This window comes from Francisella sp. Scap27 (assembly GCF_013394105.1).
Lineage (GTDB): Bacteria > Pseudomonadota > Gammaproteobacteria > Francisellales > Francisellaceae > Francisella > Francisella adeliensis.
Window position 1 is genome coordinate 1,923,106 of record NZ_CP041326.1, and the last position, 22,925, is coordinate 1,946,030.

Genomic DNA, 22,925 nt, shown 5'->3' on the forward strand with positions numbered 1-22,925 from the left:
AATTTATTTAATTATACATAAACTACAAGGTGACTTATGATTAGACAGCAATATCATTTTAGGAAAGTTGGGGACGATACTTTAATTTGGGATGTTAAAAAAATTATAAATTTATCTAAAAACCTTGAACCTAAACAAATATCTCTTGATAAAATTAAAGAGTTTAAAACAGAGTATTGGTATGAGCTTGGAGATGCTAACCCTACATGTGAAGGCATAACTAATCATGCTAAGTTAATTAATCAAGCTGATTTAAGTTACCCTATAATTTTATGTAAAAATGGTGAGATTTTAGATGGAATGCATCGCGTGTGTAAAGCACATCTGTTAGATCATAAAACTATATTAGCTGTACAGTTTAAAGAGAGTATAAAGCCAGACTATATAAATATAGATCCATGTGAACTATCTTATTAGCTTGGAAAATATAAAAAATTAATGAATTTTATAAATAAGTATTATTTGTAAACAGGAAACTTGTTGCATAGGTTTAGAATTTTGTTCGCAACTTCTTTTTCAATTTCTTCATTACCACAGTTAAACACGACATCAGCCAGTAAATTACCAACTAACTCACATTCAGCTTCTTTAAACCCACGAGTTGTAATAGCTGGGCTACCAATTCTAAGTCCAGAAGTTACGAATGGTGAGCGAGGATCATTAGGAATAGAGTTTTTATTTACTGTAATATTTGCTCTACCTAAAGCCGCTTCAGCTTCTTTGCCAGAAAATTCAGTACTAGTAATATCTAGTAGCAAAAGATGATTATCTGTACCGCCTGAGATTATGTTGATATTTCTTTCTTTAAGAGCTTTTTCAAGGGCTTTAGCATTTTTAAGTACTTGTTTTTGATAATCAACGAAACCTGGTTTTAATGCTTCTTTAAATGCTACGGCTTTAGCGGCTATTACATGCATTAAAGGGCCTCCTTGAATACCTGGGAATATTGCTGAGTTAAATTTCTTAGCTAAATCAGGGTTATTATTACAAAGGATTAAACCGCCACGAGGACCACGTAATGTTTTGTGAGTAGTTGTAGTAGCTACATCCACATAAGGGAAAGGGCTTGGATAAACGCCAGCTGCGACAAGACCAGCCACATGAGCTATATCTGCCATTAGTACAGCATCTACAGAATCCGCGATTTCTTTAAATTTTGCCCAGTTGATAATACCCGAGAAAGCAGAGAATCCAGCAATAATCATTTTAGGCTTATGCTCTTTAGCTAGTTCAGCAACTTGAGCATAATCGATATCACCCTCAGCGTTTAAACCGTACTGAACAGAATTATAAGTTTTACCAGAGAAGTTTACTTTACTTCCGTGAGTAAGGTGTCCACCAGCACTTAGATCCATACCTAGTACTGTATCACCTGGTTTTAATACGGCATTGTAAACAGCAGCATTTGCTTGAGAGCCTGAGTGAGGCTGTACATTAGCATAATCAACTTTAAAAAGTTCACATGCTCTTTCTATAGCTAATCTTTCAGCAATATCAACAAACTCACAACCACCATAGTATCTTTTACCATGGTAGCCTTCAGCATATTTATTTGTAAGTTGTGAACCTTGTGCTTCCATTACAGCGGGACTTGCATAATTTTCAGATGCTATTAATTCAACATGTTCGTGTTGTCTTCTTACTTCTAGCTCTACAGCTTCAAATATTTCTTTGTCGGAATTCTTTAGATTATCTAAGTCATGATTAAACATTTAGTCTTTCTCCTGATACTTTGCGTGATTAAACCTCTTCGATAGTGTAAGATTATATCCTATATTATCGTATATAAAAATATCTAAGTTAAGTTATGGGAAAAGTAATAGATCTTGATGAGATCGATAGAATCAAGCATGAAGAAGAAGCTTCGCACTATAGACTAAGTAGAAGTAAAAGTAGTGTTAAAAAAGATATGGATGAGATTACCGATTTTGGTAGATCTTTGATTGAGCTCAATAATGCTCAGTTAGCAAAAATTCCTCTTACAGAAACTGTTAGAGAAAATATAAAAGATGCAAAATCTATGCAAAAAATTGCCCTCAAAAGACAGGTTCAGTTTATTGGTAAACTTTTAAGAAAAGTTGATAATATAGAAGAGTTGCATAAAGCTTATGATGTTGCGACTAATCAAGATAAAGAGGCAAATCTTTTGTTTCATCGTATAGAAAATATGCGAGATAACTTGGTAGATCCTGAGAAATCAAAGGATGCTTTAGAGAAGCTAATAGCTGATTGTCCAAATATTGATGTGCAGAAATTAAGACAACTTATTAGAAATCATAATAAAGAAGTTGAAAAAAATAAGCCAAACAAATCTTTCAAAGAGATATTTCAACTAATAAAAACTTCATACGAATAAGGTTTATCAAGGCAATTAAACATTGATAAAAGTATTTAGCTTTATTATCCTTTACATTAACTAATTTACCTAGATATATACTCATGCAAGAAATTAAAGATATTCAGCATTTAATCAAAGCAGATATTGATGGAAATAATAAGTACATTATTGACTCATTATCATCAGATGTAGTTCTTATAAATCAAATTAGCCATTATATAATTAATAGTGGCGGCAAAAGGTTACGTCCATTACTTGTAATGCTATTTGCTAGAGCCTTAGATTATAACGGTGATGAACATTTATCATCTGCTGCAATCATTGAGTTTATTCACACAGCCACTTTACTTCATGATGATGTCGTTGATGACTCTCATTTGCGTAGGGGTAAAGAAACTGCTAACAATGTGTTTGGTAATGCAGCTAGTGTTTTGACTGGAGATTTTCTTTATTCAAGAGCTTTTCAGATGATGGTTGGCTTAAATAATATGCAAATAATGCAAATACTCGCTGACGCTACAAATAAGATCTCAGAGGGAGAAGTGCTGCAGCTTTTAAATGCTAGAAACACATCTCTTACAGAAGCGGACTATGTAAATGTCATATACTGTAAAACAGCTAAACTTTTTGAAGCAGCTTGTGAGCTAGCGGGTGTTATAAGTTTAAATGAATCTGACTATAAAGAGCATTCTTCAAATATCAAAGATTTTGGTGTGTATCTTGGTAATGCTTTTCAAATAGCAGATGATGTACTTGATTATGTATCTGATGCTGAAAGTTTGGGTAAAAATGTCGGAGATGATCTTGATGAAGGTAAGATGACGCTACCAACGATTTATGCTCTAGCAAACTCTTCGGCAGAAGATCAAGCGATTATAGTAAATGCTATCGAGAAGGGTGAATATGATATTTCCCAGATAGTTGGTATTATAAAAAATAGTGGAGCTATAGAGTACTCTTACAAAAAAGCTTGTGAATATGCAGATTTAGCAAAACAGTCAATTAGCTTTTTAGCTGATAGTGACTATAAAAAAGCTCTTGAGTTGCTATGTGATATAGCTGTGAAGAGAAAGAGTTAGAAAGTATTCTTAGAAGTATATCTTTTATAAAAATTAGTCTCATGATGCAAGGATGTGTAAATGTCTAATTCTGTCTTAATTCTAAGTGACATGTTTGGAGTAAATGATAAGTCAGAGTACTTAAAGAAGACTCTTTATTTTTTTGATAAGTTAGGTTTTTCTTGCGACATGTTATCCACACCTGAGTACTGTGGTATAAATAATTACTATAAAGAAAAAGATATTCATATTGAATTTATTGAAAGAGGAATTGATATAGGAGTTTATAAGCTATCAAAAAATAGTAGTAAATATGACATAGCTATAGGATTTAGTATAGGTGGTACGATATTGTGGAAATCTATTAAACAAGGTTTTAATGTTCCTAAAATATTATGTTTCTCACCATCAAGGTTAAGATTTGAAAGCGGTAAAATAATGACAGAATCACACATGGCACTTTCAGATGAGGGACATTCTAAGTATCACTTTGATAAGAGTTTACATGATTATTTATATATTGAAAAATCCTCAAATCATGATTTTTATAAAGATATAAGTTTAGAAAAATTTCTTAAAAATTTACTATAGCTAATTTCAATGATTTTTTATAGAGATAAAGGCATTAATTTGTGTTACTTAAAATCTTTTAACGTAATTTTAAAAGATAATGCTTGGTTAGGACCTATTGTAGCAGGCGCACGAGAACCATAAGCAACATCAGAAGCACAGTAAAGTACTATAGTTGAGCCTGTTGTGATTTCAGGGATAGCATCTTTCCAGCATTGGATTAAGTTTGGTAAAGGGAATGTCGCACTATCATTTGAATCAAACGATTTACCGATTAACGTACCTTTCTCGACATCACTAAATTCAGCGTTGTCTTTTTGGTAAGCAGGCACTGGGGTAGTTCCTTTATAAGCAATAGTTACTGTACTATTTTCATTCGGCTTTTGACCATCACCTTGTTTAATCATCTGGTAGTAAACTTTATCGTTTACTTTAACGATATTATCAATTTTAGAAACCTTATCCATAAAGTCTTCAGAGTTTGTTTTATTTTCTCTAGAAACTTCTAACTGCTTTTTGATCATTTTATCTTTTAAAGAATCCATGTTCCTTTTTATATCAGTTTCAGAGATTTTTGACTCAACACCATTCATAGCATCTTCAAATCCAGCAGTAGCTTTTGAGTCGTTTAACCCAAAACCTTGACCTGCAATCCCACTACCCACTTGGTAGCCAACAGTATAACTAGCATCAGCATTCATTTTTAATACTGTTTTTTCAGCTTTAGCTTTAGTTTGTGGTTTAGCTTCAGGCTTAGGTTCGACTTTAGCAGTGGTTGCTTGTTTTATATCATAGTCTTTAACTGTAGTCTTAGTTTCTGTTTCTGGCTTGCTTGTAGAACAAGAGCTAATAGCAACTGTAATAGCCGTGCAAGATATTAAAGTTACGATTTTTTTTAGTTTCATAAGTTCTCCTTATCGTTTTAAATCATTTTTTGTAATATTTAAAAAGTTAAAAAGCTCTTTATCTAACATTTGCGAGGGCGAGATGTTAGATAGTGCTTTAAAAATCACATTTTTTCTATCGGGATTGTTTTCTTCCCACTTGTTAAGCATACCTTTGATAAATACTCTTTGCAAATTATCTTGAGAGCCACAGAGATTACATGGGATAATTGGAAACTCTTTAAGCTCCGAATACTGTGCCGTTTCTTTCTCGCTAACAAATGCAAGAGGGCGTATGACAATATTGCGCTTATCATCACTTAGTAGCTTAGGAGGCATTGATTTTATAGAACCATTGTAAAACATGTTTAAAAAGAAAGTTTCAATCATATCATCACGATGATGTCCTAGAGCAATCTTAGTTATACCATTTTCTACTGCATAATCATAAAGTATACCGCGACGCATTCTCGAACAAAGTCCACAAGTTGTTTTGCCTTCAGGAATTACTTCTTTGACTACGCTATAAGTATCTCTCTCAATAATGTGAAAATCTACGCCTTTTGACTGTAGATAGTTCGGTAGAATATCTTCTGGAAAACCAGGTTGTTTTTGGTCTAAATTTACAGCGATTATATCAAATTTAATAGGTGCTTTTTTTTGTAAAATTATGAGTGTTTCTAGTAGGCAGTAAGAGTCCTTACCTCCAGATAAGCACACCATTATCTTATCGCCATCTTCAACCATATTGTATTGGTTGATTGCTTGAGCAGTTTTACGGACTATCTGTTTTTCTAGTTTTTTTAAAGTTTGTTTGTTTGTATCAGTCATTTTTTTTTAAGATTGTTTGTTTTATATGAGCTGGAATTTTCTCTGGTCTATTTGTACGAGGATTATAGCAGGCTATTTTGATTTTAGCTGTAGCCATTAACTCTTCACTATTGCATAGTCTTATATAAGCTTCAAATTCAATGCTTGCAGCACCATACTTAACTATATGATGAGAAACTTCAATATTTGCAGGGTGAAGTAGAGGACGAATGTATTTGCAAGATTGCTCAACAATTACAAATTGAACACCATTATCTTCTGCCCATTTCATAAGGTCTGACTCTTCATAAGCCCAAGTGGTACGAGCTTCTTCAAAGTAATCAAAATATTTACCATTGTTTACATGGCCATTTTTATCTGTATCTGAAAAGCGGACGGTAGTCTTGTATTTGTATAGAGATGTAACTTGCATAGACTATCCTTTAGAAAATATATGATAATAATGGTTTGCTAGGAACTTCACAATGTTGAAGTTGACCAGAGTATTTTCTAGCTACATCAGCTGTTTTTCTTGCATAGTTTTTCAGGAAAGAGTTATTTTTATGGCTACCTCTTCTATATCCGCCAATACCTTCATGGTATGCCAGATAAAGGTCATAAGTATTTGATTTACTAATACCCGTTTTGTTATGGACATTGTTTAAATACCAACCAATAAAATCTACAGCATCAGCGTAACTAGTTCTAGATACAAAAGACTGTTTAGTTTGCTTTTTATAATGATCCCAGGTTCCGTCAAGTGCTTGTGAGTATCCATAAGCAGATGAAGCTCTTCCAGCAGGTATAAATCCTAAGTAGTATTTCATTGAGGGCTTAGCGTCACTTCTAAAAGAAGATTCCTGACGAACAAAAGCCATTTGAACATTCATAGGTATACCCCAGCGATTATAAGAGTCAACCATATCATAATACCAGTCTGGGTGTTGATGTATTATGCTACAAGCATTGTTGATATTTTTGGGTTGTTTAGTAGCACAAGAAGCTAGGACTGTTAAACAAATTATTAAAGTTAAAAGTTTTACTAAATTTTTCATACTATAAGTACCTATAAAATACATTAACTACTTTATCTTGGAATCTACGAGCGCTATTACGCTGAGAGTATTTTAAATCATTAAGCATTATAGAAAAGCTTATGCGGTGGTTTTTTGCCGTTAATACATAACCTGAAAGTGTAGATACGCCACTTAAAGTACCTGTTTTAGCATGTACTTTTCCTAGGAGTTTGCCACCCATTCTATAAGCTATAGTTCCATTCATACCCGAAGCAGGTAGATAGTTATAAAATTTTCTTCCGATTTTGCTATTGAATGATTTAGAAAGAAAGCTAACCATAAATTGAGGCGTAACTTTGTCAAGCTTTGATAAGCCTGATCCATCATACATAGTAAGGTTAGTAGTGTTAAGGTGAAGTTTATTATAGAAAATTTCTTGTACAGCTTCAGTGCCGGCGATAGTTGAGCCAATGCCTTTTTGCTTAAGACCTACAGTATTTAGTATAGTTTCTGCATATAGGTTGTCTGAATGCTTTAATGTTCTATCTATGATAGTACCAATTCGAGCGGAGTTTGTACTTAGTTGGACTGTATTCCCAGCAGGGATAGAACTAGTTATTTTTACACTATTATGTTTTATACCGTTAGATGATAAGAAGTCATTAACAGTATCTAATGTTTTTAGAGCTGGGTTTTTAATAGCAAGACTAAACATTCTCTCAGCAGTACGTGACAAATAACCATTAATATAAACTTGGTTATCATCATTCATTGATATTTGAGTAGCTTTAGATGAGCTAGTATAGGTGGTAGAGTTTATAAAGTCGATATTACTAGCATTACTAATTTTTATTACTCTTGTTGAGAGGCTATTAGGGTTCTTAGCAAGTTTAATTACTGTACAGTTGCGATTTAAAGTAAAGCTTGAAGCTGGAGCACCATAGCATAATGCAGAATCTTCTTTAGACCAGCCTTGAGGGATGTAAGCACCAGAAAATACACCAACAAGGTATACATTGCCTGTTATTTGTTTTATACCTTTAGAGGTTTTGATTTTTTTAATTAAAGAAGCAAGCTGACTACCCGTTAAAGAAGGATTACCACTAAACTGTATATATAGGTCACCATATAGTACATGGTTTTTTACTTTGTTAGAGTTATAATTAACAGTTGTTGAAAATGTAAAGTTACTAGGTAATGTAAGAAGTGCGGCAACTATCGTGAAAACCTTATTGTTGCTTGCTGGTGTCATTGGTCTATTTTTAGCATAGGAATATAAGTTTGCACCAGATTGAGTTCTTTGAGTTGCTATGCTTATTTTAGCACTAGATAATCCATATTTTTTTACAAGGTATTGTATTTCGCTACGAGAGGTTGCAGAAAAACCACTAGTGAATGTACTTAAAATTACAAAAAATATAAGTATCTGTTTAATTTTTTTATTCAAAATTCTAAAAACCATGATTTTTTTGATATTTTCTTAGGTGATTATAATAGCATTTTGAGTATTATAAATATATAGATAAGTTGTTTTAGAAGTCTTTAAAGCTGAAGTTAAATTACTATAAAATAGATAAAGAAATTATTGTTTTGACCAGGTATTATTGGTAGTAAAAGTGAAAAATAAAAAGCTTCGAGTGCGGAAGAAATTAGCTTATTTATATTTTGAAATCATAGTTCAATACTTTCGTGATTAAATGTATAATGTTTTTTTAAATTAAAAAAAGTTTTACATTAAGCCCATGATTACAACATCTTTAACATATATTACGTCTTTACTGCTTATATGTAGTGTTACTGTTTATGTAACTACACATTCAAAAAACAAGATTTTTGAATATTTACCAGCAATAGTGATTATATATTTTAGTATAGTCTTACTTTCTATATGTGGATTGTGGGATAACACTTCTACAGATATACAACAGACAAAGTCTTCTCTTGAGGATTTAATTTTACCTGTGATGTTATTTTTGATGCTTATTCGTTGTGATATTCGTATGGTATTTAAGCTAGGTAGAAAACTTCTTATAGCATTCTTTGGAGCTAGTTTTAGTATTATAGTAGCTTTTAGTATTATGTATTTTGTGATGGGTAAATATATATCACCAGATGCTTGGAAAGGTTTCTCAGCTCTATCTGCTAGCTGGATGGGTGGCACGGGAAATATGCTAGCTGTCAAACAATCACTACACACTCCTGATACTCAAATGGGGTATATCTTACTTACAGATTCGATTAGCTATACTATTTGGTTTGCGTTTTTATTTGCTTTAATCTCAAGGGCAAATGTTTTTGATAAATGGGTTAAGGCTTCACCACTGGAAGAGCATATTCAAAAAGCTAATATAGAAGATCCTTATAAGATAAAGGGAGATATAAATTTTGCTGGAATATTTGTGTTACTTGCGATTGCATTTTTAGCAACTGATTTAGCTAAAACACTATCGGTATATTTACCTGTTACAATGCTTATTTCTGCTAAAACATGGACAATACTTTTGGTTACAGTTTTTGGATTTATAGTGGCAATGACACCTATAGCTAAAATAAGAAGTGACAGTATTATGGCTAGTATATTTTTATATTTTTTAGTTGCTTTAATAGCTTCTGGATCTAGTTTTACAGGTATAGCAAATGCTCCACTATATATAGCGTGTGGACTTATGGTGCTTGTTATTCATAGTATTATTATGGTTATTATAGCTAAAATCTTTAAACTTAATTTAGCTATATGCTCGATAGCTTCTTTGGCTAATATTGGCGGCATAGCTGGTGCTCCTATCTTAGCTAGTGCTTACACTAGAAGTTTGGTGTCAATAGCGGTTGTAATGTCATTACTAGGTTTTTTGATTGGAACACAAGGTGGTCTAATCGTTGCTAAAATAATATCAGGATTTGCAGTATGAGTAAGATAACAGATGTAGAAACAAGCATAATTAAAACACCTTTAAAAAGAACCTTTACAACAGCGGTAAGAAGTACCAACCATATAGACTCTCTAGTCTTAAGGATAACTACTGATGATGGTTTGGTTGGTTTTGGAGTTGCTCCAGCTACTACGGCGATTACTGGTGACACCCTTGCAGGTATGCAGTATATTGTTAAAGAGCTTTTTGCTCCTGTGATGATTGGCTCAGATATAAAAGATTATAAGCATATTATAGCTAGTGCTTTTGCAAGAGTATCATTTAATACTGGTGTAAAGATGGCTTTAGATTTAGCTTTGCATGATTTGCTTGCAAAACAGCAGAAAATATCTGTAGCTAATTTACTTGGAGCTAGTGGTAAAACTATTAAAACAGATATATCTATTAGTTGTGGCAATATTAAAGATACTCTTATGAATATTCAAAATGGTGTAAATGCTGGGTTTAATGCTGTTAAGGTTAAAACTGGAGCAGATTTTGTTAGAGATATTGAGCTTTTAAAGCATATAGATAAAAATTTTTCTAGTGAGATAAGCTTTAGGTTTGATGCAAATCAAGGCTGGAGTATTAAGCAGACAAAGCAGTTTATAGAAGAGCTAGATAAATACTCTATAAATACAGAGATTATCGAGCAACCAGTGAAGCATTATGATATTTCAGCAATGAGGGAGCTTACAGCATTTAGTAATCTACCTTTGGTTGCAGATGAGAGTGTGTTTAGTTTAGATCAAGCTGAAAGAATTATTAATGAAAAAGCATGTAATATGATAAATATCAAGCTAGCTAAAACTGGTGGCATACTTGAGGCTCAAAAAATCAAACACCTTGCAGATAGTGTGAATATGCCTTGCATGGTAGGTTGCATGATGGAGTCTCCTGTTGGTATTGTTGCTACAACTAGTTTTGCATTGGCTGAAAATATAACTATAGCTGATCTTGATCCTGTTGATTGGGTTAGTAAAGATGTTTACGCTGATTATCTTGGTTTTAGTGTGCCAAATATTATCCTAAAAGATACCTATGGCTTTGGGTTTGCTGCTTAAAAAAAATAAAAGAAAAACCAACAGTTTTGGTGAGTATAAATGAAAAAAGATAAAGTTTTAGTGTTGGTGCATGGGTTTATTAAAAATAGTAAAGACATGCGTACTTTGAAAATTTTTTTTAGTGAACATTATGAAAAAATCATAGCTGTAGATTTGCCCACTACATTTGTAAATATGGATACATCTATAAAAGCTTTATGTGAGGTTATAAAAAATATCCCTCAATCAAAATCAATCACATTTATAGCTCATAGTATGGGTGGTCTTATAACCTGTAAAGCCATATATGAGCTGCAACTTAAAAATGTCGATAAATGCGTATTTATAGCTTCGCCATTTGCAGGCTCAAAAGTTGCTGATTTTGGTGATAGAATTCCATTTTATTCTAGAGTTTTAAAGCCGAATAAAGATTTAAAAGTTACAGATAAGTACCTAAAGATTTGTAATGAGGTAGCCTCTAAATTTCCTGTTGGTTTAATCGCAGGTAATAGAAACTCAAAATTTAATTTATTAGCTCGATTTTGCTTAGGTAAAGAGCAAGATGGCTTAGTGGAGGTGGATTCTGTTTTTGCGATAAGCAGCTGTGATAGAATAGTTTTATACAAAAATCATCAAGAAATACACCATGATAATGAGACACTTGCTTATGTGGCGTGTTTTCTAAATATAGGTAAGTTTTTAGCTTAGTCATTTAAGCTCTTACATAAAAACTCTCTATAGAATGTGGGTTTATAACATCTGACAATAAGGTGATTGTTCTATAGCTAAAGATCCACAATCTTCCATACCTAAACTTAAACTAAATCCGCTAGACATTAAACCTACTATTATGATGTTTGCAATAATTATCTTTTTCATGTTTTACCTCTAATATTTGTATTTATGTGTTTATTATTACGGTTATTTACCTATAAGTGAAATAGATAAATTTTATGATGATGATAATTTTTTGTTATGACGATGGGTTTTTATGAAATTATAGTCATCTATATGCGCTATAGTTATAGTTTTGAAATTTTCAGGATGGTAGCTATAATGGATAGTTTTATCCAATAAAAAATTAACATATGAAAATTATACTTATTTTTATGGTTGTGGCCATTGCATCAGCAAGTGGCTTTGTTGTTCATGTAATTACAGTAGAGTGGCTTCCAGAATGGGTTGGATCTCAAATGCAAGGGTTGAAAGTGACTAGTTCGTGGGATGTTCGATATGTTGCTGCAATCACTTCGTTAGAATACGGTTTCTCAGCAATTATTATTTATCATCTTACTCGCAACAAGCTTTTGTCACTTGGGAAGTTTAAGTCAGCTTTAATATTCTCTATTCTTCTAATAGCTATACATGGGATGTTTATTCGGCAGCCGTTTATGGATTATATAATTGGGAATCCGTTAAATGTTGTTTTAGTCCAAAATGCTTTTAAATGGTTAGTGTGGTTACTAATGTCATTCTTTATCGTTTATGGTTATGAGTTTGTTATGAATTTAGGTAGTAAAAATGCTAACAAATCAGCATCTTTATAACTTCATATGAATGGTTGTTTGAAACCTGTTTAATAGCAAAAATTAAAGATATATATGTTTCATTTCTGACATTTTTTACAAAAAAAAGTATTTCTTTGAGCTATTACTAAGCTGTTTATTTTTGAGTCACATATATAGCATGGTTCTCCAGTTCTACCATATACATTTAATTGCTGTGTGAAGTATCCTGGTTTGCCTTCGGTATTTTTATAGTCTTTGAGGGTTGTTCCACCTTCTGCGATAGCTTTTTTCAAAATTGCTTTGATTGAATTGACAAGTTTCTCAGCTTCTTTTTTGGTAATAGTATTTGATGGCCTAGTAGGTAATATATTGCTATCAAATAATGCTTCACTTGCATAGATGTTACCAACACCAACAACTATTGGATTATCCATAATTGTTTGCTTTATTTTTCTAGTAGTTTTTTTTAGCTTAGATAAGAGATATGCTGAATTAAAATCATCAGTTAGAGGTTCGACCCCATGAGTAGCCAAAACTTTATGCTTTAAAGGGGAAGAGTTTTGATTAATAAGCCAGTAGCCAAATTTACGCGGGTCATTATAAATTATGCTTAGATCATCATTTAGAGTTATGACTATATGGTCATGTTTGATTTGCTCATATTTAGAAGTGTTTTTGACTTTAATAACACCGGACATGCCTAAATGAACAATTAGCTGGAGTTCATTTTCAAAAGAAAGAACTAAATGTTTACCTCTACGATCGATGCTTTTTATAGTTTTATTCTCTAGAAGTTTAAATTCTTTTTCGCATAACGGGTAGCGAAGTTTATTTATATTGATTTGAATGTTGAAAATTGTTTTTCCGAGAACAGTCTTTCCAAGACCATTTTTGACTGTTTCAACTTCAGGTAACTCAGGCATAATTTATATTAAGCTATAAACATTATAGTGACTATATGATAACATATTAGCGTTAATACATTTATGCTAGATTTAGGAGAAATATGCCTTTAAACCAGTTAAAGTCGGCTGTACATAAAAGATTTAATCAAGTTTACTTATATGAGTGTAATGAAGATATAGACTTTTCGTTATTTAAGAAAGGCTCTATCGTAATAGCTAATGACACTTCAATAGTTTCTATCTTAGCATTTAAAACATATCTTACAGGTGCGAATTTAACTGTTTTAGATAGCTTCGACAATCGAGCTAAAGGGTTAGAGAAATATCTTACAAACACAGGGATCAGTTATATTGAGCATATTAGTTTCTGGGATCGTGATTCTGTGCTTATTGTTAATACTGGCTTTATTTCTCAAGTTGAACAAAGCGATGATAGGTTTATTCTTTGTATTTGTGGCGTTGAGCTACCTCATTTTTCAGAACGAAAAAATTTAGATAGACAAGTATTTTTTGATGTTGCAAAACTTCAAAGTCTGAGAACTTTCAATGAAGAGTTTGAGAACTTATCAGTCAAGACTTGGGAAGAGTATCTTTTACAGTTAAACCAACCGGCTGAGATATGGTTTAGGCAAATGTTAAATGCAGGTACTCATAGAGTGATAAGTGACACTACAGGTGTGGATTTGGACGGTCACAAGTTTGCAACAGCATCAATTTTGATGGCTAAAAAGCTCAGTAAGCTTACAGAAAGTCAGGGTAGTGTGGGTGTTTGTCTACCTACAAGCGCTGGAGGTTATTTAGCGATTATGGCGTTGATGATATCTGCTAAATCAATTGTAAATCTAAACTACACAGCTTCAGAAGAAGCTCTTCATCATGCTATTACAAATGCAGGGATTAAGACAATTATTACCTCTAAAGCATTCGTTGAAAAGCTAGCTGGAAAAGGTTTTATGGTTGAGAAAGTTTTTAGTATGTGTCAGGTTGTATATCTTGAAGATATTAAAACTAGTATTACTAAGTTTGACTCACTTCTTACATATTTACAGGTTAAATATTTACCAGAAAATATGCTCGTAAACAAATACGTTGCAAAGACTAAGTTAGAAGATTTAGCCTTTATAATATATAGTAGTGGTAGTGAAGGGGTGCCTAAAGGTATAGCCGTTAGCCATAAAAATCTCCTAGCAAATGTGTATCAAAGCACTAAGGTTATTGAGTGTAGTGAGAATGATTCGGTTGCTGGTATTTTGCCGATATTCCATGCTTTTGGACTTACTATATCTTTGGTTTCATTTTTCCAAGGTGGTTTCATAGCTTGTCATACAGATCCTACGGATGCTAAAGGTGTTGCAAACCTTATTAGTAAATACAAGGTTACAGTTTTATGTGCAACACCTACATTTTTACGCATATATACAAAAAACAGAACAGTTAAGAAAGAGGATTTAGCAACGCTAAGATATATAGTGACAGGTGCTGAAAAACTTTCTAAAGAAGTGCGCACAATGTTTGAAGCTAAATTTGATAAAGTTATAAGTGAAGGGTATGGAACGACAGAGCTCTCACCAGTTGCTGCAGTAAACAGACCAACTAAAGCACCGAACAAGATAGGCACTGTTGGACTTACTGTGCCTGGAGGACAATTTAAGATTGTTCACCCAGAATCACATGAGGAGTTACCTTTAGGCACTGAAGGTATGGTCGTTTATCGTGGTGTAAATAAAATGGACTACTATTTAAATGATCCTGCTAAAACTAAAAAAGTCATGCTCGATATGTATGGACATTCTTGGTATATAACTGGTGATAAAGGTAAGCTTGATAGTGATGGATATCTTACTGTTGTAGATAGGTACTCTAGGTTTGCAAAGATTGCTGGTGAGATGGTTAGTTTAGGTTTGCTTGAACAACAGGTTTATGATGCTTTGCGTGAAAAGGGTTATGATTCGCATAAAATTGATTTTGAAGTTTTAGCTGTAGCTACACCAGATGCAAAACGAGGTGAGATTATTAATTTGCTCTATACTTTGGAAGAATTAGCTCAAGATGAGTTAAAGGATATTGTAAGACACTCAAATATTGAAAACTTATATCGCCCATCAAATTACTTTAAAGTGATAGCTATACCAAAGCTTGGCTCAGGTAAAACCGATTTTTCAAAAGCTAAAAAGCTTGCTTTAGATTTAGTTAAGGCTTAAGTAAGATGCATTTTTCAGTACTTTTAAAAGAATCGATAAAAGGGCTAAATATAAAACCTGAAGGGATTTATATTGATGCAACTTTTGGTAGAGGTGGTCACTCTAAAGCGATCCTTTCTCAACTTTCAGGAAAAGGCAGACTAATTGCTTTTGATAAGGATTTAGAGGCTATCAAATATGCTAATGAGAATTTCTCACAGTATAACAATTTTGAAATAGTTCATACTAGTTTTACTCAGATAAATAACTATTGTAGAGAAAATGATTTATTAGGTAAAATTGATGGCATAATTATGGATCTTGGCGTTTCTTCACCACAGTTAGATGATGCTGAACGAGGGTTTAGTTTTATGCGTAATGGTCCGTTAGATATGCGTATGAATGTGACAACAGGCCTTACAGCTAGTCAGGCTCTAGAGGAGCTATCAGAGGAAGAGCTTGCTTATATATTTAAGGTGTATGGTGAAGAAAGATTCGCTAAGAAGATAGCTGGTAGAATAAAAGCGCATATACAGGAAAATGGAAGTATAAAAACTACAGCTGAGCTCGCTGAATTAATCCGAGCAATAATAGGCCAGAGAGAAAAGAAAAATCCAGCAACTAGATGTTTTCAAGCATTACGAATTTATGTGAATAATGAACTGGGAGACTTAGAAGATCTTTTAGAAAGTATCTTGGAAGTAGTAAGAGTTGGTGGCAGAATTGCAGCTATATCATTTCATTCTTTAGAAGATAGAATCGTAAAACAAAAATTTACAAATATTATATCTCCTAAACAAGAAGTAAATAGGATTACTAGAATGTTGCCACAACAAGATTTAAGTGCTGAGTTAAAATGGGTGACTAAAAAAGCTAAAGCAAGCCAAGAAGAATTAGGACAAAATGTACGTTCTAGAAGTGCAATTTTAAGAGTGGTTGAAAAATTATGATCCTTACAAATCGTCAAATAAGAATTAGACTTTTTGAATCTTTAAAAAATAGTTTTTTTAAAAAAACCGTTGCTTTAGCTTTTTTACTGCTTTTCATATTACTTATTACAGCTTTTAGTCTTATAGTTACGAGATTTCACTATAAGCTAGAGCTAAGCAAGCAAAAAGATTTAATAATTGAACAGGCACACCTTGATGAACAGTGGAGTCAAATCGTACTTGAATATAGTTCGCTAGCTACACCAACCTCTGTTGAAGAGTTTGCTGATAAAGAAAATATGTCTTTACCGACTAAGAATGAAATGGAATTTTTAAATATCAAAAAGGATGCGACTGATGAGTAGTTACAGTCCTAAATTTAGGCATTTAATAGTCATAATAATGCTTGTGATAAGTTTTTCTGTACTTTTTTCAAAGCTTGTCTATATGGAAACAGGTCAGCATCAGAAGCTTAAGCAAGAAGGTGATAATCGTAGTGATAGAAGTGTTGTTATTAAGTCGTATAGAGGGATTATATTAGATAGAAATGGCGATCCTCTAGCTATTAGTACACCGGTTGACACTATATGGGTTGACCCTTTTTATATTAAAGCATCTAGTCCAAAGCTTGCAAAGATTATGCAAACATTAGACCTGGCAAAGGCAACGCAGGAAAAAATCAAGCGACAAGTAAAGAAACGAGAAGGTAGAAGTGGATTTGTATATCTTAAAAGAAAAGTCCAACCCTATGTGGCTCAAGAAATATACTTAATGCATATTCCAGGAATTCATATTGAGCGTGAATTCAAGCGTTATTATCCGTTAGCTCAAGTAGCATCACATATAGTTGGTTTTACTAATGTAGACGGAAAGGGTCAAGAAGGTCTAGAATTAGAGTTTAACAAGTTTCTTACAGGAACGGATGGTTATTTTGAGTATAAAAAGGATCTGCATGGTGGTGTGGCATCAAAAGCGCAAGATAAATTTATTGCTCCTAAAAATGGTCAAAACTTACAGCTGAGTATTGATTCAAGATTGCAGTATGTAGCTTACAAATATCTTAAAGAAGGTGTGATTAGTAGTAACTCTGATGCTGGATCAGTTATAGTTGAAAATGTTCGTACAGGCGAGATACTCGCGATGGCTAACTATCCTTCATACAACCCTAATAGTATGGCTGATGCATTTCCTGAAAATCGTCGTAATAGAGCGGTAACAGATGTTTTTGAGTTAGGTTCTGTGATGAAAACATTTTCAGCAGCTACAGCCCTTACTTATGGGGATGACTACACGCCGGAAGAACCTATTATAAATACTCATCCAGGCCATTATCGTATTGGCAAAAACACAGTCCGAGATTTTAGAGATTATGGTGAGTTAGATCTTCGACATATTCTGATGAAATCTAGTAACGTTGGTATTTCAAAAATGATATTAGGCTTAACGGATCCGACCATTTTAGAGTCATCTTTACGTAAATTTGGTTTTGGTGATAAAACAGGTATACAGCTTCCCGGAGAACGAGAAGGGTTTGTGCCTGTTAAGGATAAGTGGGGTGATTTCCAACTTGCCACATTATCTTTTGGTTATGGTATGAATGCTACTGATATGCAGCTAGTTGCAGGAGCATCTGCTATTGCAAATGATGGTAACTATATAAAACCAACAATATTGAAAAGAAGAGTTGGGGAGGAGGTTGATTCTCGGCCTATAGTTACAAAAAAAGTATCAAAAGAGATGCTTAGTATGATGCAGTCAGTTGTAGAAGGTTCTGGTGGAACAGGTTCTAAGGGAATTATCCCACTATATCATGTGGCTGGTAAAACAGGTACAGCACGTAAGCTTTCTGGTGGTACTTATGGAGCAAATTATTTGGCAAGTTTTATTGGTATAAGTCCAGCTAGTAATCCTGAAATAGCTGTTGCTGTGACCATTGATAATCCAAAAGGCGATAGTTATGGTGGCGGTTCAGTTGCAGCGCCTGTTTTTGCCAAAGTGGCGTTAAATAGCTTGCAAATATTAGGAGTCAAACCTGATAAGCTTTAATCAATATATTAATTACGCTTAAATGCAGTAGTTCATATTTATCATTAATAGAATTAAGTAACTTAACAGTATATATTCTTTGTTTTAATCTGTTGTATGGTATATAATATTTTTTCGATAGACTGTTCCTTTGTGCGGTTTATTCAATGTTGATTTAATTTAAAAACAAATGGAGTAATATTATGTTAACAACTCAAGACAAACAAAATATCGTAAAAGAACACCAACAATCAGAAGGTGACACAGGCTCACCAGAAGTGCAAGTTGCTCTTTTAACTGCAAGAATTAATGACCTTCAAGGTCACTTTGCTTCTCATAAGAAAGATAATCATTCAAGAAGAGGTCTTTTGAAAATGGTGAGTCAACGCCGTAAATTACTAGACTATCTTCATGGTAAAGATGTAGAAAGATACCGTAGTCTAATCAAAAAGTTAAATCTACGTAGATAATTTAAAAATAATCCATCTAAAAATCATTCTTACATCACAAAATCAAAAAATAAGGTTTAATCGTGAAAATATACAAAGAAGTTTTTGAATTAGGGGATAAAGAGATAACTATCGAAACTGGCGGCATGGCTCGTCAAGCTGATGGTTCCGTTACGGTAAGCTGTGGTAGCAATGTAGTTTTAGTAACTACAGTTGTTAAAAAATCAGTATCACCTGGGCAAGATTTTTTTCCTCTTTCAGTACATTATTTAGAAAAAACATATGCTGCAGGTAAAATTCCTGGTGGGTTTTTAAGAAGAGAAGGTAGACCTTCAGAAGAGCAGATTCTTATATCTCGCCTTATAGATAGATCTATTAGACCATCTTTCCCGGACGGTTTTTTCAATGAAATCCAAATAGTTGCAACTGTAGTTTCTTATGATGGTGGTTTTTCACCGGATATGTTAGCTCTAATAGGTGCGTCAGCTTCTTTAGCGCTTACTGGTGCTCCTTATGAGGATATAATTGCTGGTGTAAGAGTAGGTTTTGTAAATGGAAAATACACGCTTAACCCAAATAAAGAAGATTTAAAAGAATCAGCTTTAGATTTAGTGGTTTCTGGTACTGATGATGCTATATTGATGGTAGAGTCAGAAGCTAAAAGCTTACCTGAGTCAGTTATGCTTGGTGGTATCTTATATGCACATAAGCATTTAAAGACTATTATTTCGTCTATAAATAAACTTGCAAAAGTAGCTGCAAAACCAGCTATGGAATATACGGTTTATGAGATTAATAAGATTCTTAAGGCTCAAATTAAGTCAAATTTCTTTGGTGAAATAAAACATGCTTACTCATTTGCATCTAAACAAGAAAGAAATGTGAAGCTCTCTGAATTAAGAAAGAAAGTATTAGAGTATGTTTATACAAATGATACTGACAATCACGACTATTCAGAAAAAGAAATAGTTGATGCTTTCCATGATATAGAAAAAGACCTTGTAAGATCAAATATACTTGAAGGTAGTCCAAGAATTGATGGTAGAGCTACAGATGTAATTCGTCCAATCAATGTTAAAACTGGCGTATTACCGGGTGTTCATGGTTCGGCATTATTTACACGTGGTGAAACTCAAGCATTAGTTGTAACGACACTAGGTAGTGATCGTGATGCACAGATGGTTGAGAGCCTAGATGGTATGGAAAGATCTCGTTACATGCTTCACTATAACTTCCCTCCTTACTCTGTAGGTGAGTGTGGTATGGTTGGTATGGCACCTAAGCGTCGTGAGATTGGTCATGCTAATCTTGCAAAACGCGCAACTCAAGCAGTATTTCCAAATCAAGATGCATACCCTTATGTAGTGAGAATAGTATCTGAGATTTTAGAGTCAAATGGTTCAAGTTCAATGGCTACAGTTTGTGGTTCATCTTTATCTATGATGGATGCAGGTGTGCCTATCGCTGAGCCAGTAGCAGGTATTGCTATGGGTCTTATCAAAGATGGCTCTAAATATGCTGTGCTTTCTGACATCTTAGGTGATGAAGATCATCTTGGAGATATGGACTTTAAAGTTGCTGGTACTAGATATGGTGTTACAGCACTTCAAATGGATATCAAAATTAAAGGTATTTCTCGTGATATTCTTGAGCAAGCTTTAGAGCAAGCTCGTAGTGGTAGATTACATATACTTGGCATTATGAATGAAGTAATTAAAGAACATAAAGAAACTGTTTCTAATGTTGCTCCTCAAATTCATGTTATGAACATCAAACCAGCTAAGATTAAAGATGTTGTTGGTCGTGGTGGTTCTACTGTAAAAGGTATTGCAGAAAAAACTGGTGCGCAAATAGATACAAGCGACACTGGTGAAGTTAAAATCTTTGCAAGAGATAAGGCTTCTTTAGATATGGCTGTTATGATGGTTGAAGAAGTTGTAGCTGAAGCTGAAGAAGGACAAGTTTATAAAGGTAAAATAGTTAAGATACTTGACTCAGGTGCTTTTGTGAATTTGTTTGGTAAGCAAGATGGCTATTTACCATTTGCTGATGTTGAGCAAGCAGGTATCAAAACAAACTCTCTATCTGAAGGACAACCTTTAGAGGTTGTTGTTCAAGCAGTTGATAGAATGGGTAGAGTCAAGGTTGGTATAGTAAAGAGGTAGTTTTATGAGTGTAGAAGTACAACAAGTTGATCCTATTAATTTTACAGAGTCAGCTTCTTTGAAAGTGAAAGAGCTTATTGAAGAAGAGGGTGATGCCACGCTTAGTTTACGAGTTTATATAACTGGTGGTGGCTGCTCAGGCTTTCAATATGCTTTTGCATTTGATAATGACCAAAAAGAAGATGATATGGTAATTACTAAAAATGGAGTAAGACTTTTAGTTGACTCTATGAGTTTTCAATATTTAGTAGGTGCCGATGTTGATTATAAAGATGATATTGAGGGTGCTTATTTTATAATAAGAAATCCAAATGCCAAAACTACTTGTGGTTGTGGCTCATCTTTTTCTGTATAATAATCTTACATATTTTTTTCAAAGAACATTTTAATTAGAGAGTACTATGAAAATTGCAAATTTTGAAGTAGGTAATGGTAAACCATTTTTTTTAATGTCTGGACCATGTGTAATTGAGTCAGAACAAATGGCGATGGATACCGCTGGATTTCTTGCTGAAGTAACTAAAGAGTTAGGAATTAACTTTGTATACAAGTCTTCTTTTGATAAAGCAAATAGATCATCTATAAACAGCTTTAGAGGCTTGGGTGTAGATAAAGGTCTTGAGATTCTTGCAAAAGTGAAAAAAGAATTTGGTGTACCAGTTGTTACAGATGTACATGAAGATACCCCTTTTGCAGAAGTTGCAGAAGTTGTAGATGTGCTACAAACTCCTGCATTTTTATGTCGCCAAACAAATTTCATAACAGAGGTATGTAAGCAAAATATTCCTGTAAATATCAAAAAAGGTCAGTTTTTGGCACCTTGGGACATGGAGCATGTGGTTGCAAAAGCTAAATCTACTGGTAATGAAAAGATCATGGTTTGTGAACGAGGTGTAAGCTTTGGTTACAATAATCTTGTTTCTGATATGCGTTCACTTGAGATTATGAAATCAACTAATTGTCCTGTTGTATTTGATGCAACACACTCCGTACAACTTCCAGGTGGTCAAGGTGGAACTTCTGGCGGCCAACGCGAATTTGTACCGGTGTTATCGAAAGCTGCTATTGCTGTGGGTATTGATGGATTATTTATGGAAACTCATCCAGATCCTTCAAAGGCTTTGAGTGATGGTCCAAATTCATTCCCTATGTACAAAATAAAAGCTTTTTTACAGGTGTTAAAAGAATTTGATCATATTGCTAAAAGCCAACCAAAAATAGAATTATAGGAATATACTGTGGCAAGAGATGTATTTATAATAGGTATTGTTGGTGGCTCAGGCTCAGGTAAAACGCTTTTTTCAAATGCTATTATCAAAAAACTTCACTCAAGGCACCTTAAAAGAATAGCTGTTATATCGGAAGATAGATACTATAAAAATTGGGGCGCTCTTGTAGGTTATGAAGAAGCTTGCAATATAAACTACGATCATCCTGATGCTTTTGATCATAAGCTTTTAAAAAAGGATTTAGCAAAACTTATTTCTGGGCAAGATATTGAAGTGCCTTTTTATGATTATTCTACGCACTCAAGAATAGAGGAAAAAGCTGAAACTATTAGTGCAGGAGTAAGTGTAATTATCTTAGAGGGGATTATGCTTTTCAATGATCCAAAACTTCTTAAAATGATGGATTTTAAAGTTTATATGGATACACCTTCGGATCTTTGCTTTATAAGAAGAATGCTAAGAGACCAAAAAGAAAGGGGTAGAACTGTTGATAGTATTGTTAGTCAATATCTAAACACTGTTCGCCCAATGCATATTAAGTTTATTGAACCATCTAAGCGAAAAGCTGATATTATAATACCAGATGGTGCACAAAACAAAACAGTTATAAATGTGATTTATAATAAAGTGAAGCAACTATTAAAGAAAAATGGAGTAAGAAATGGCTAGAGTAACAGTAGAAGATTGTTTAGATAAGGTAGAAACAAGGTTTGACTTAGTAGTATTGGCTTCTATGAGAGCTAATAATATCTTAAAAAATGGCTATTCTGAGTCAGAAGAAGAGAAAAAGGAAAAAGCTACAGTTTTAGCTTTGCGTGAAGTTGCTGAGTCTAAAATAACTCCTGAGCAAATTCTTAGAAATGAGATTGAAGGATAGTAATAAAAGCAGAATAAAATATATTGACAT

General features: G+C 33.5%; 26 protein-coding genes. 18 read left to right on the forward strand and 8 right to left on the reverse strand.

Annotated features, from left to right (window positions below; genetic code table 11):
* Nucleotides 1–36: 36 nt before the first annotated feature.
* On the forward strand, nucleotides 37–417 hold the full coding sequence (locus FLM55_RS09195) for a hypothetical protein (protein WP_256868876.1): 381 nt from the start codon (nucleotides 37–39) through the stop codon (nucleotides 415–417).
* Between the two features lie 41 nt (nucleotides 418–458).
* Here FLM55_RS09195 and glyA read toward each other — a convergent pair whose 3' ends face one another.
* A complete protein-coding gene (glyA, locus tag FLM55_RS09200; RefSeq protein WP_178948988.1) occupies nucleotides 459–1,712 on the reverse strand; it encodes a serine hydroxymethyltransferase in 1,254 nt (417 codons plus the stop codon).
* A 95-nt stretch (nucleotides 1,713–1,807) separates the two neighbouring features.
* Here glyA and yjgA point away from each other — a divergent pair, with 95 nt between their 5' ends.
* The 3 genes from yjgA (at nucleotide 1,808) to FLM55_RS09215 (ending at nucleotide 3,987) form a co-directional block, all read left to right on the forward strand.
* Nucleotides 1,808–2,356, forward strand: coding sequence for a ribosome biogenesis factor YjgA (yjgA, locus tag FLM55_RS09205; protein WP_178948989.1), 549 nt, complete (start codon nucleotides 1,808–1,810; stop codon nucleotides 2,354–2,356).
* Nucleotides 2,357–2,439: 83 nt separating this feature from the next.
* Nucleotides 2,440–3,417 (forward strand): polyprenyl synthetase family protein, encoded by a 978-nt coding sequence (locus tag FLM55_RS09210; RefSeq protein ID WP_178948990.1) that lies wholly within the window; start codon nucleotides 2,440–2,442, stop codon nucleotides 3,415–3,417.
* A gap of 60 nt (nucleotides 3,418–3,477) precedes the next feature.
* Nucleotides 3,478–3,987, forward strand: coding sequence for a hypothetical protein (locus FLM55_RS09215; RefSeq protein ID WP_178948991.1), 510 nt, complete (start codon nucleotides 3,478–3,480; stop codon nucleotides 3,985–3,987).
* Between the two features lie 44 nt (nucleotides 3,988–4,031).
* Here the strand turns inward: FLM55_RS09215 and FLM55_RS09220 are convergent, their stop codons facing one another.
* From FLM55_RS09220 to dacB, 5 genes are read right to left on the reverse strand one after another with little or no spacing between them, the layout of a single operon-like run.
* The gene (locus FLM55_RS09220) at nucleotides 4,032–4,871 is read right to left on the reverse strand and encodes an FKBP-type peptidyl-prolyl cis-trans isomerase N-terminal domain-containing protein (RefSeq protein ID WP_178948992.1); all 840 of its coding nucleotides are present in this window, start codon (nucleotides 4,869–4,871) and stop codon (nucleotides 4,032–4,034) included.
* Between the two features lie 9 nt (nucleotides 4,872–4,880).
* Entirely contained in the window at nucleotides 4,881–5,681 is an 801-nt protein-coding gene (gene ttcA, locus FLM55_RS09225) for a tRNA 2-thiocytidine(32) synthetase TtcA (protein ID WP_178948993.1), read from the reverse strand.
* Nucleotides 5,674–6,093, reverse strand: a complete 420-nt coding sequence (locus FLM55_RS09230; RefSeq protein ID WP_178948994.1) for a thioesterase family protein — start codon at nucleotides 6,091–6,093, stop codon at nucleotides 5,674–5,676. The genes ttcA and FLM55_RS09230 overlap by 8 nt, the downstream gene beginning before the upstream one ends.
* 10 nt (nucleotides 6,094–6,103) lie before the next feature.
* The gene (locus tag FLM55_RS09235) at nucleotides 6,104–6,715 is read right to left on the reverse strand and encodes a transglycosylase SLT domain-containing protein (protein WP_178948995.1); all 612 of its coding nucleotides are present in this window, start codon (nucleotides 6,713–6,715) and stop codon (nucleotides 6,104–6,106) included.
* A gap of 1 nt (nucleotide 6,716) precedes the next feature.
* On the reverse strand, nucleotides 6,717–8,123 hold the full coding sequence (gene dacB, locus FLM55_RS09240) for a D-alanyl-D-alanine carboxypeptidase/D-alanyl-D-alanine-endopeptidase (protein ID WP_373193959.1): 1,407 nt from the start codon (nucleotides 8,121–8,123) through the stop codon (nucleotides 6,717–6,719).
* 295 nt (nucleotides 8,124–8,418) lie between these two features.
* Between dacB and FLM55_RS09245 the strand changes: the two genes are divergently transcribed.
* From FLM55_RS09245 to FLM55_RS09255, 3 genes are read left to right on the forward strand one after another with little or no spacing between them, the layout of a single operon-like run.
* Nucleotides 8,419–9,585: a DUF819 domain-containing protein gene (locus tag FLM55_RS09245; RefSeq protein WP_178948997.1), complete on the forward strand. Its 1,167-nt coding sequence runs from the start codon at nucleotides 8,419–8,421 to the stop codon at nucleotides 9,583–9,585.
* The gene (locus FLM55_RS09250) at nucleotides 9,582–10,649 is read left to right on the forward strand and encodes a dipeptide epimerase (protein ID WP_178948998.1); all 1,068 of its coding nucleotides are present in this window, start codon (nucleotides 9,582–9,584) and stop codon (nucleotides 10,647–10,649) included. Before FLM55_RS09245 ends, FLM55_RS09250 begins: the two co-directional genes overlap by 4 nt.
* A 39-nt stretch (nucleotides 10,650–10,688) precedes the next feature.
* Nucleotides 10,689–11,336, forward strand: a complete 648-nt coding sequence (locus FLM55_RS09255; protein ID WP_178948999.1) for an alpha/beta hydrolase — start codon at nucleotides 10,689–10,691, stop codon at nucleotides 11,334–11,336.
* A 42-nt stretch (nucleotides 11,337–11,378) separates the two neighbouring features.
* On the opposite strand, the gene FLM55_RS09520 is transcribed toward FLM55_RS09255, so the two are convergent.
* Nucleotides 11,379–11,507 carry a hypothetical protein gene (locus tag FLM55_RS09520; RefSeq protein ID WP_256868877.1) on the reverse strand — a complete coding sequence of 43 codons (129 nt, stop codon included), beginning with the start codon at nucleotides 11,505–11,507 and terminating at the stop codon, nucleotides 11,379–11,381.
* 209 nt (nucleotides 11,508–11,716) lie between these two features.
* On the opposite strand from FLM55_RS09520, the gene FLM55_RS09260 reads away from it, so the two are divergent.
* Nucleotides 11,717–12,175: a hypothetical protein gene (locus FLM55_RS09260; RefSeq protein ID WP_178949000.1), complete on the forward strand. Its 459-nt coding sequence runs from the start codon at nucleotides 11,717–11,719 to the stop codon at nucleotides 12,173–12,175.
* Nucleotides 12,176–12,234: 59 nt separating this feature from the next.
* On the opposite strand, the gene mutM is transcribed toward FLM55_RS09260, so the two are convergent.
* Complete coding sequence (gene mutM, locus FLM55_RS09265) at nucleotides 12,235–13,059, reverse strand: bifunctional DNA-formamidopyrimidine glycosylase/DNA-(apurinic or apyrimidinic site) lyase (RefSeq protein ID WP_178949001.1); 825 nt, start codon at nucleotides 13,057–13,059, stop codon at nucleotides 12,235–12,237.
* Nucleotides 13,060–13,142: 83 nt separating this feature from the next.
* Here mutM and FLM55_RS09270 point away from each other — a divergent pair, with 83 nt between their 5' ends.
* The 10 genes from FLM55_RS09270 (at nucleotide 13,143) to rpoZ (ending at nucleotide 22,895) form a co-directional block, all read left to right on the forward strand.
* A complete protein-coding gene (locus tag FLM55_RS09270) occupies nucleotides 13,143–15,242 on the forward strand; it encodes an AMP-binding protein (RefSeq protein WP_178949002.1) in 2,100 nt (699 codons plus the stop codon).
* Nucleotides 15,243–15,247: 5 nt separating this feature from the next.
* Nucleotides 15,248–16,171: a 16S rRNA (cytosine(1402)-N(4))-methyltransferase RsmH gene (gene rsmH / locus FLM55_RS09275; protein WP_178949003.1), complete on the forward strand. Its 924-nt coding sequence runs from the start codon at nucleotides 15,248–15,250 to the stop codon at nucleotides 16,169–16,171.
* A complete protein-coding gene (ftsL, locus tag FLM55_RS09280) occupies nucleotides 16,168–16,515 on the forward strand; it encodes a cell division protein FtsL (protein WP_112870203.1) in 348 nt (115 codons plus the stop codon). The genes rsmH and ftsL overlap by 4 nt, the downstream gene beginning before the upstream one ends.
* The gene (locus FLM55_RS09285; protein WP_178949004.1) at nucleotides 16,508–18,196 is read left to right on the forward strand and encodes a penicillin-binding protein 2; all 1,689 of its coding nucleotides are present in this window, start codon (nucleotides 16,508–16,510) and stop codon (nucleotides 18,194–18,196) included. Before ftsL ends, FLM55_RS09285 begins: the two co-directional genes overlap by 8 nt.
* 182 nt (nucleotides 18,197–18,378) lie before the next feature.
* Complete coding sequence (gene rpsO / locus FLM55_RS09290) at nucleotides 18,379–18,645, forward strand: 30S ribosomal protein S15 (RefSeq protein WP_112870201.1); 267 nt, start codon at nucleotides 18,379–18,381, stop codon at nucleotides 18,643–18,645.
* 62 nt (nucleotides 18,646–18,707) lie between these two features.
* Nucleotides 18,708–20,789 (forward strand): polyribonucleotide nucleotidyltransferase, encoded by a 2,082-nt coding sequence (gene pnp / locus FLM55_RS09295; RefSeq protein ID WP_178949005.1) that lies wholly within the window; start codon nucleotides 18,708–18,710, stop codon nucleotides 20,787–20,789.
* 4 nt (nucleotides 20,790–20,793) lie between these two features.
* Nucleotides 20,794–21,144, forward strand: coding sequence for an iron-sulfur cluster insertion protein ErpA (gene erpA, locus FLM55_RS09300; protein WP_112870199.1), 351 nt, complete (start codon nucleotides 20,794–20,796; stop codon nucleotides 21,142–21,144).
* A 46-nt stretch (nucleotides 21,145–21,190) separates the two neighbouring features.
* Complete coding sequence (gene kdsA, locus FLM55_RS09305; RefSeq protein ID WP_112870198.1) at nucleotides 21,191–22,018, forward strand: 3-deoxy-8-phosphooctulonate synthase; 828 nt, start codon at nucleotides 21,191–21,193, stop codon at nucleotides 22,016–22,018.
* Between the two features lie 9 nt (nucleotides 22,019–22,027).
* Nucleotides 22,028–22,687 carry a uridine kinase gene (gene udk / locus FLM55_RS09310; protein WP_112870197.1) on the forward strand — a complete coding sequence of 220 codons (660 nt, stop codon included), beginning with the start codon at nucleotides 22,028–22,030 and terminating at the stop codon, nucleotides 22,685–22,687.
* Nucleotides 22,680–22,895: a DNA-directed RNA polymerase subunit omega gene (gene rpoZ / locus FLM55_RS09315; protein ID WP_112870196.1), complete on the forward strand. Its 216-nt coding sequence runs from the start codon at nucleotides 22,680–22,682 to the stop codon at nucleotides 22,893–22,895. Before udk ends, rpoZ begins: the two co-directional genes overlap by 8 nt.
* The last annotated feature ends 30 nt before the right edge of the window (nucleotides 22,896–22,925 follow it).

What these genes read in the sequence shown, in the direction of transcription:
- erpA (WP_112870199.1), top strand. Translation starts at nt 20,794, where the DNA reads ATGAGTGTAGAAGTACAACAAGTTGATCCTATTAATTTTACAGAGTCA.
- rpoZ (WP_112870196.1), top strand. Translation starts at nt 22,680, where the DNA reads ATGGCTAGAGTAACAGTAGAAGATTGTTTAGATAAGGTAGAAACAAGG.
- FLM55_RS09210 (WP_178948990.1), top strand. Translation starts at nt 2,440, where the DNA reads ATGCAAGAAATTAAAGATATTCAGCATTTAATCAAAGCAGATATTGAT.
- ttcA (WP_178948993.1), bottom strand. Translation starts at nt 5,681, where the DNA reads ATGACTGATACAAACAAACAAACTTTAAAAAAACTAGAAAAACAGATA.
- FLM55_RS09220 (WP_178948992.1), bottom strand. Translation starts at nt 4,871, where the DNA reads ATGAAACTAAAAAAAATCGTAACTTTAATATCTTGCACGGCTATTACA.
- FLM55_RS09260 (WP_178949000.1), top strand. Translation starts at nt 11,717, where the DNA reads ATGAAAATTATACTTATTTTTATGGTTGTGGCCATTGCATCAGCAAGT.
- FLM55_RS09520 (WP_256868877.1), bottom strand. Translation starts at nt 11,507, where the DNA reads ATGAAAAAGATAATTATTGCAAACATCATAATAGTAGGTTTAATGTCT.
- FLM55_RS09285 (WP_178949004.1), top strand. Translation starts at nt 16,508, where the DNA reads ATGAGTAGTTACAGTCCTAAATTTAGGCATTTAATAGTCATAATAATG.
- FLM55_RS09250 (WP_178948998.1), top strand. Translation starts at nt 9,582, where the DNA reads ATGAGTAAGATAACAGATGTAGAAACAAGCATAATTAAAACACCTTTA.
- glyA (WP_178948988.1), bottom strand. Translation starts at nt 1,712, where the DNA reads ATGTTTAATCATGACTTAGATAATCTAAAGAATTCCGACAAAGAAATA.
- FLM55_RS09230 (WP_178948994.1), bottom strand. Translation starts at nt 6,093, where the DNA reads ATGCAAGTTACATCTCTATACAAATACAAGACTACCGTCCGCTTTTCA.
- ftsL (WP_112870203.1), top strand. Translation starts at nt 16,168, where the DNA reads ATGATCCTTACAAATCGTCAAATAAGAATTAGACTTTTTGAATCTTTA.
- mutM (WP_178949001.1), bottom strand. Translation starts at nt 13,059, where the DNA reads ATGCCTGAGTTACCTGAAGTTGAAACAGTCAAAAATGGTCTTGGAAAG.
- FLM55_RS09270 (WP_178949002.1), top strand. Translation starts at nt 13,143, where the DNA reads ATGCCTTTAAACCAGTTAAAGTCGGCTGTACATAAAAGATTTAATCAA.
- FLM55_RS09245 (WP_178948997.1), top strand. Translation starts at nt 8,419, where the DNA reads ATGATTACAACATCTTTAACATATATTACGTCTTTACTGCTTATATGT.
- FLM55_RS09195 (WP_256868876.1), top strand. Translation starts at nt 37, where the DNA reads ATGATTAGACAGCAATATCATTTTAGGAAAGTTGGGGACGATACTTTA.
- FLM55_RS09235 (WP_178948995.1), bottom strand. Translation starts at nt 6,715, where the DNA reads ATGAAAAATTTAGTAAAACTTTTAACTTTAATAATTTGTTTAACAGTC.
- rsmH (WP_178949003.1), top strand. Translation starts at nt 15,248, where the DNA reads ATGCATTTTTCAGTACTTTTAAAAGAATCGATAAAAGGGCTAAATATA.
- kdsA (WP_112870198.1), top strand. Translation starts at nt 21,191, where the DNA reads ATGAAAATTGCAAATTTTGAAGTAGGTAATGGTAAACCATTTTTTTTA.
- yjgA (WP_178948989.1), top strand. Translation starts at nt 1,808, where the DNA reads ATGGGAAAAGTAATAGATCTTGATGAGATCGATAGAATCAAGCATGAA.
- rpsO (WP_112870201.1), top strand. Translation starts at nt 18,379, where the DNA reads ATGTTAACAACTCAAGACAAACAAAATATCGTAAAAGAACACCAACAA.
- FLM55_RS09215 (WP_178948991.1), top strand. Translation starts at nt 3,478, where the DNA reads ATGTCTAATTCTGTCTTAATTCTAAGTGACATGTTTGGAGTAAATGAT.
- FLM55_RS09255 (WP_178948999.1), top strand. Translation starts at nt 10,689, where the DNA reads ATGAAAAAAGATAAAGTTTTAGTGTTGGTGCATGGGTTTATTAAAAAT.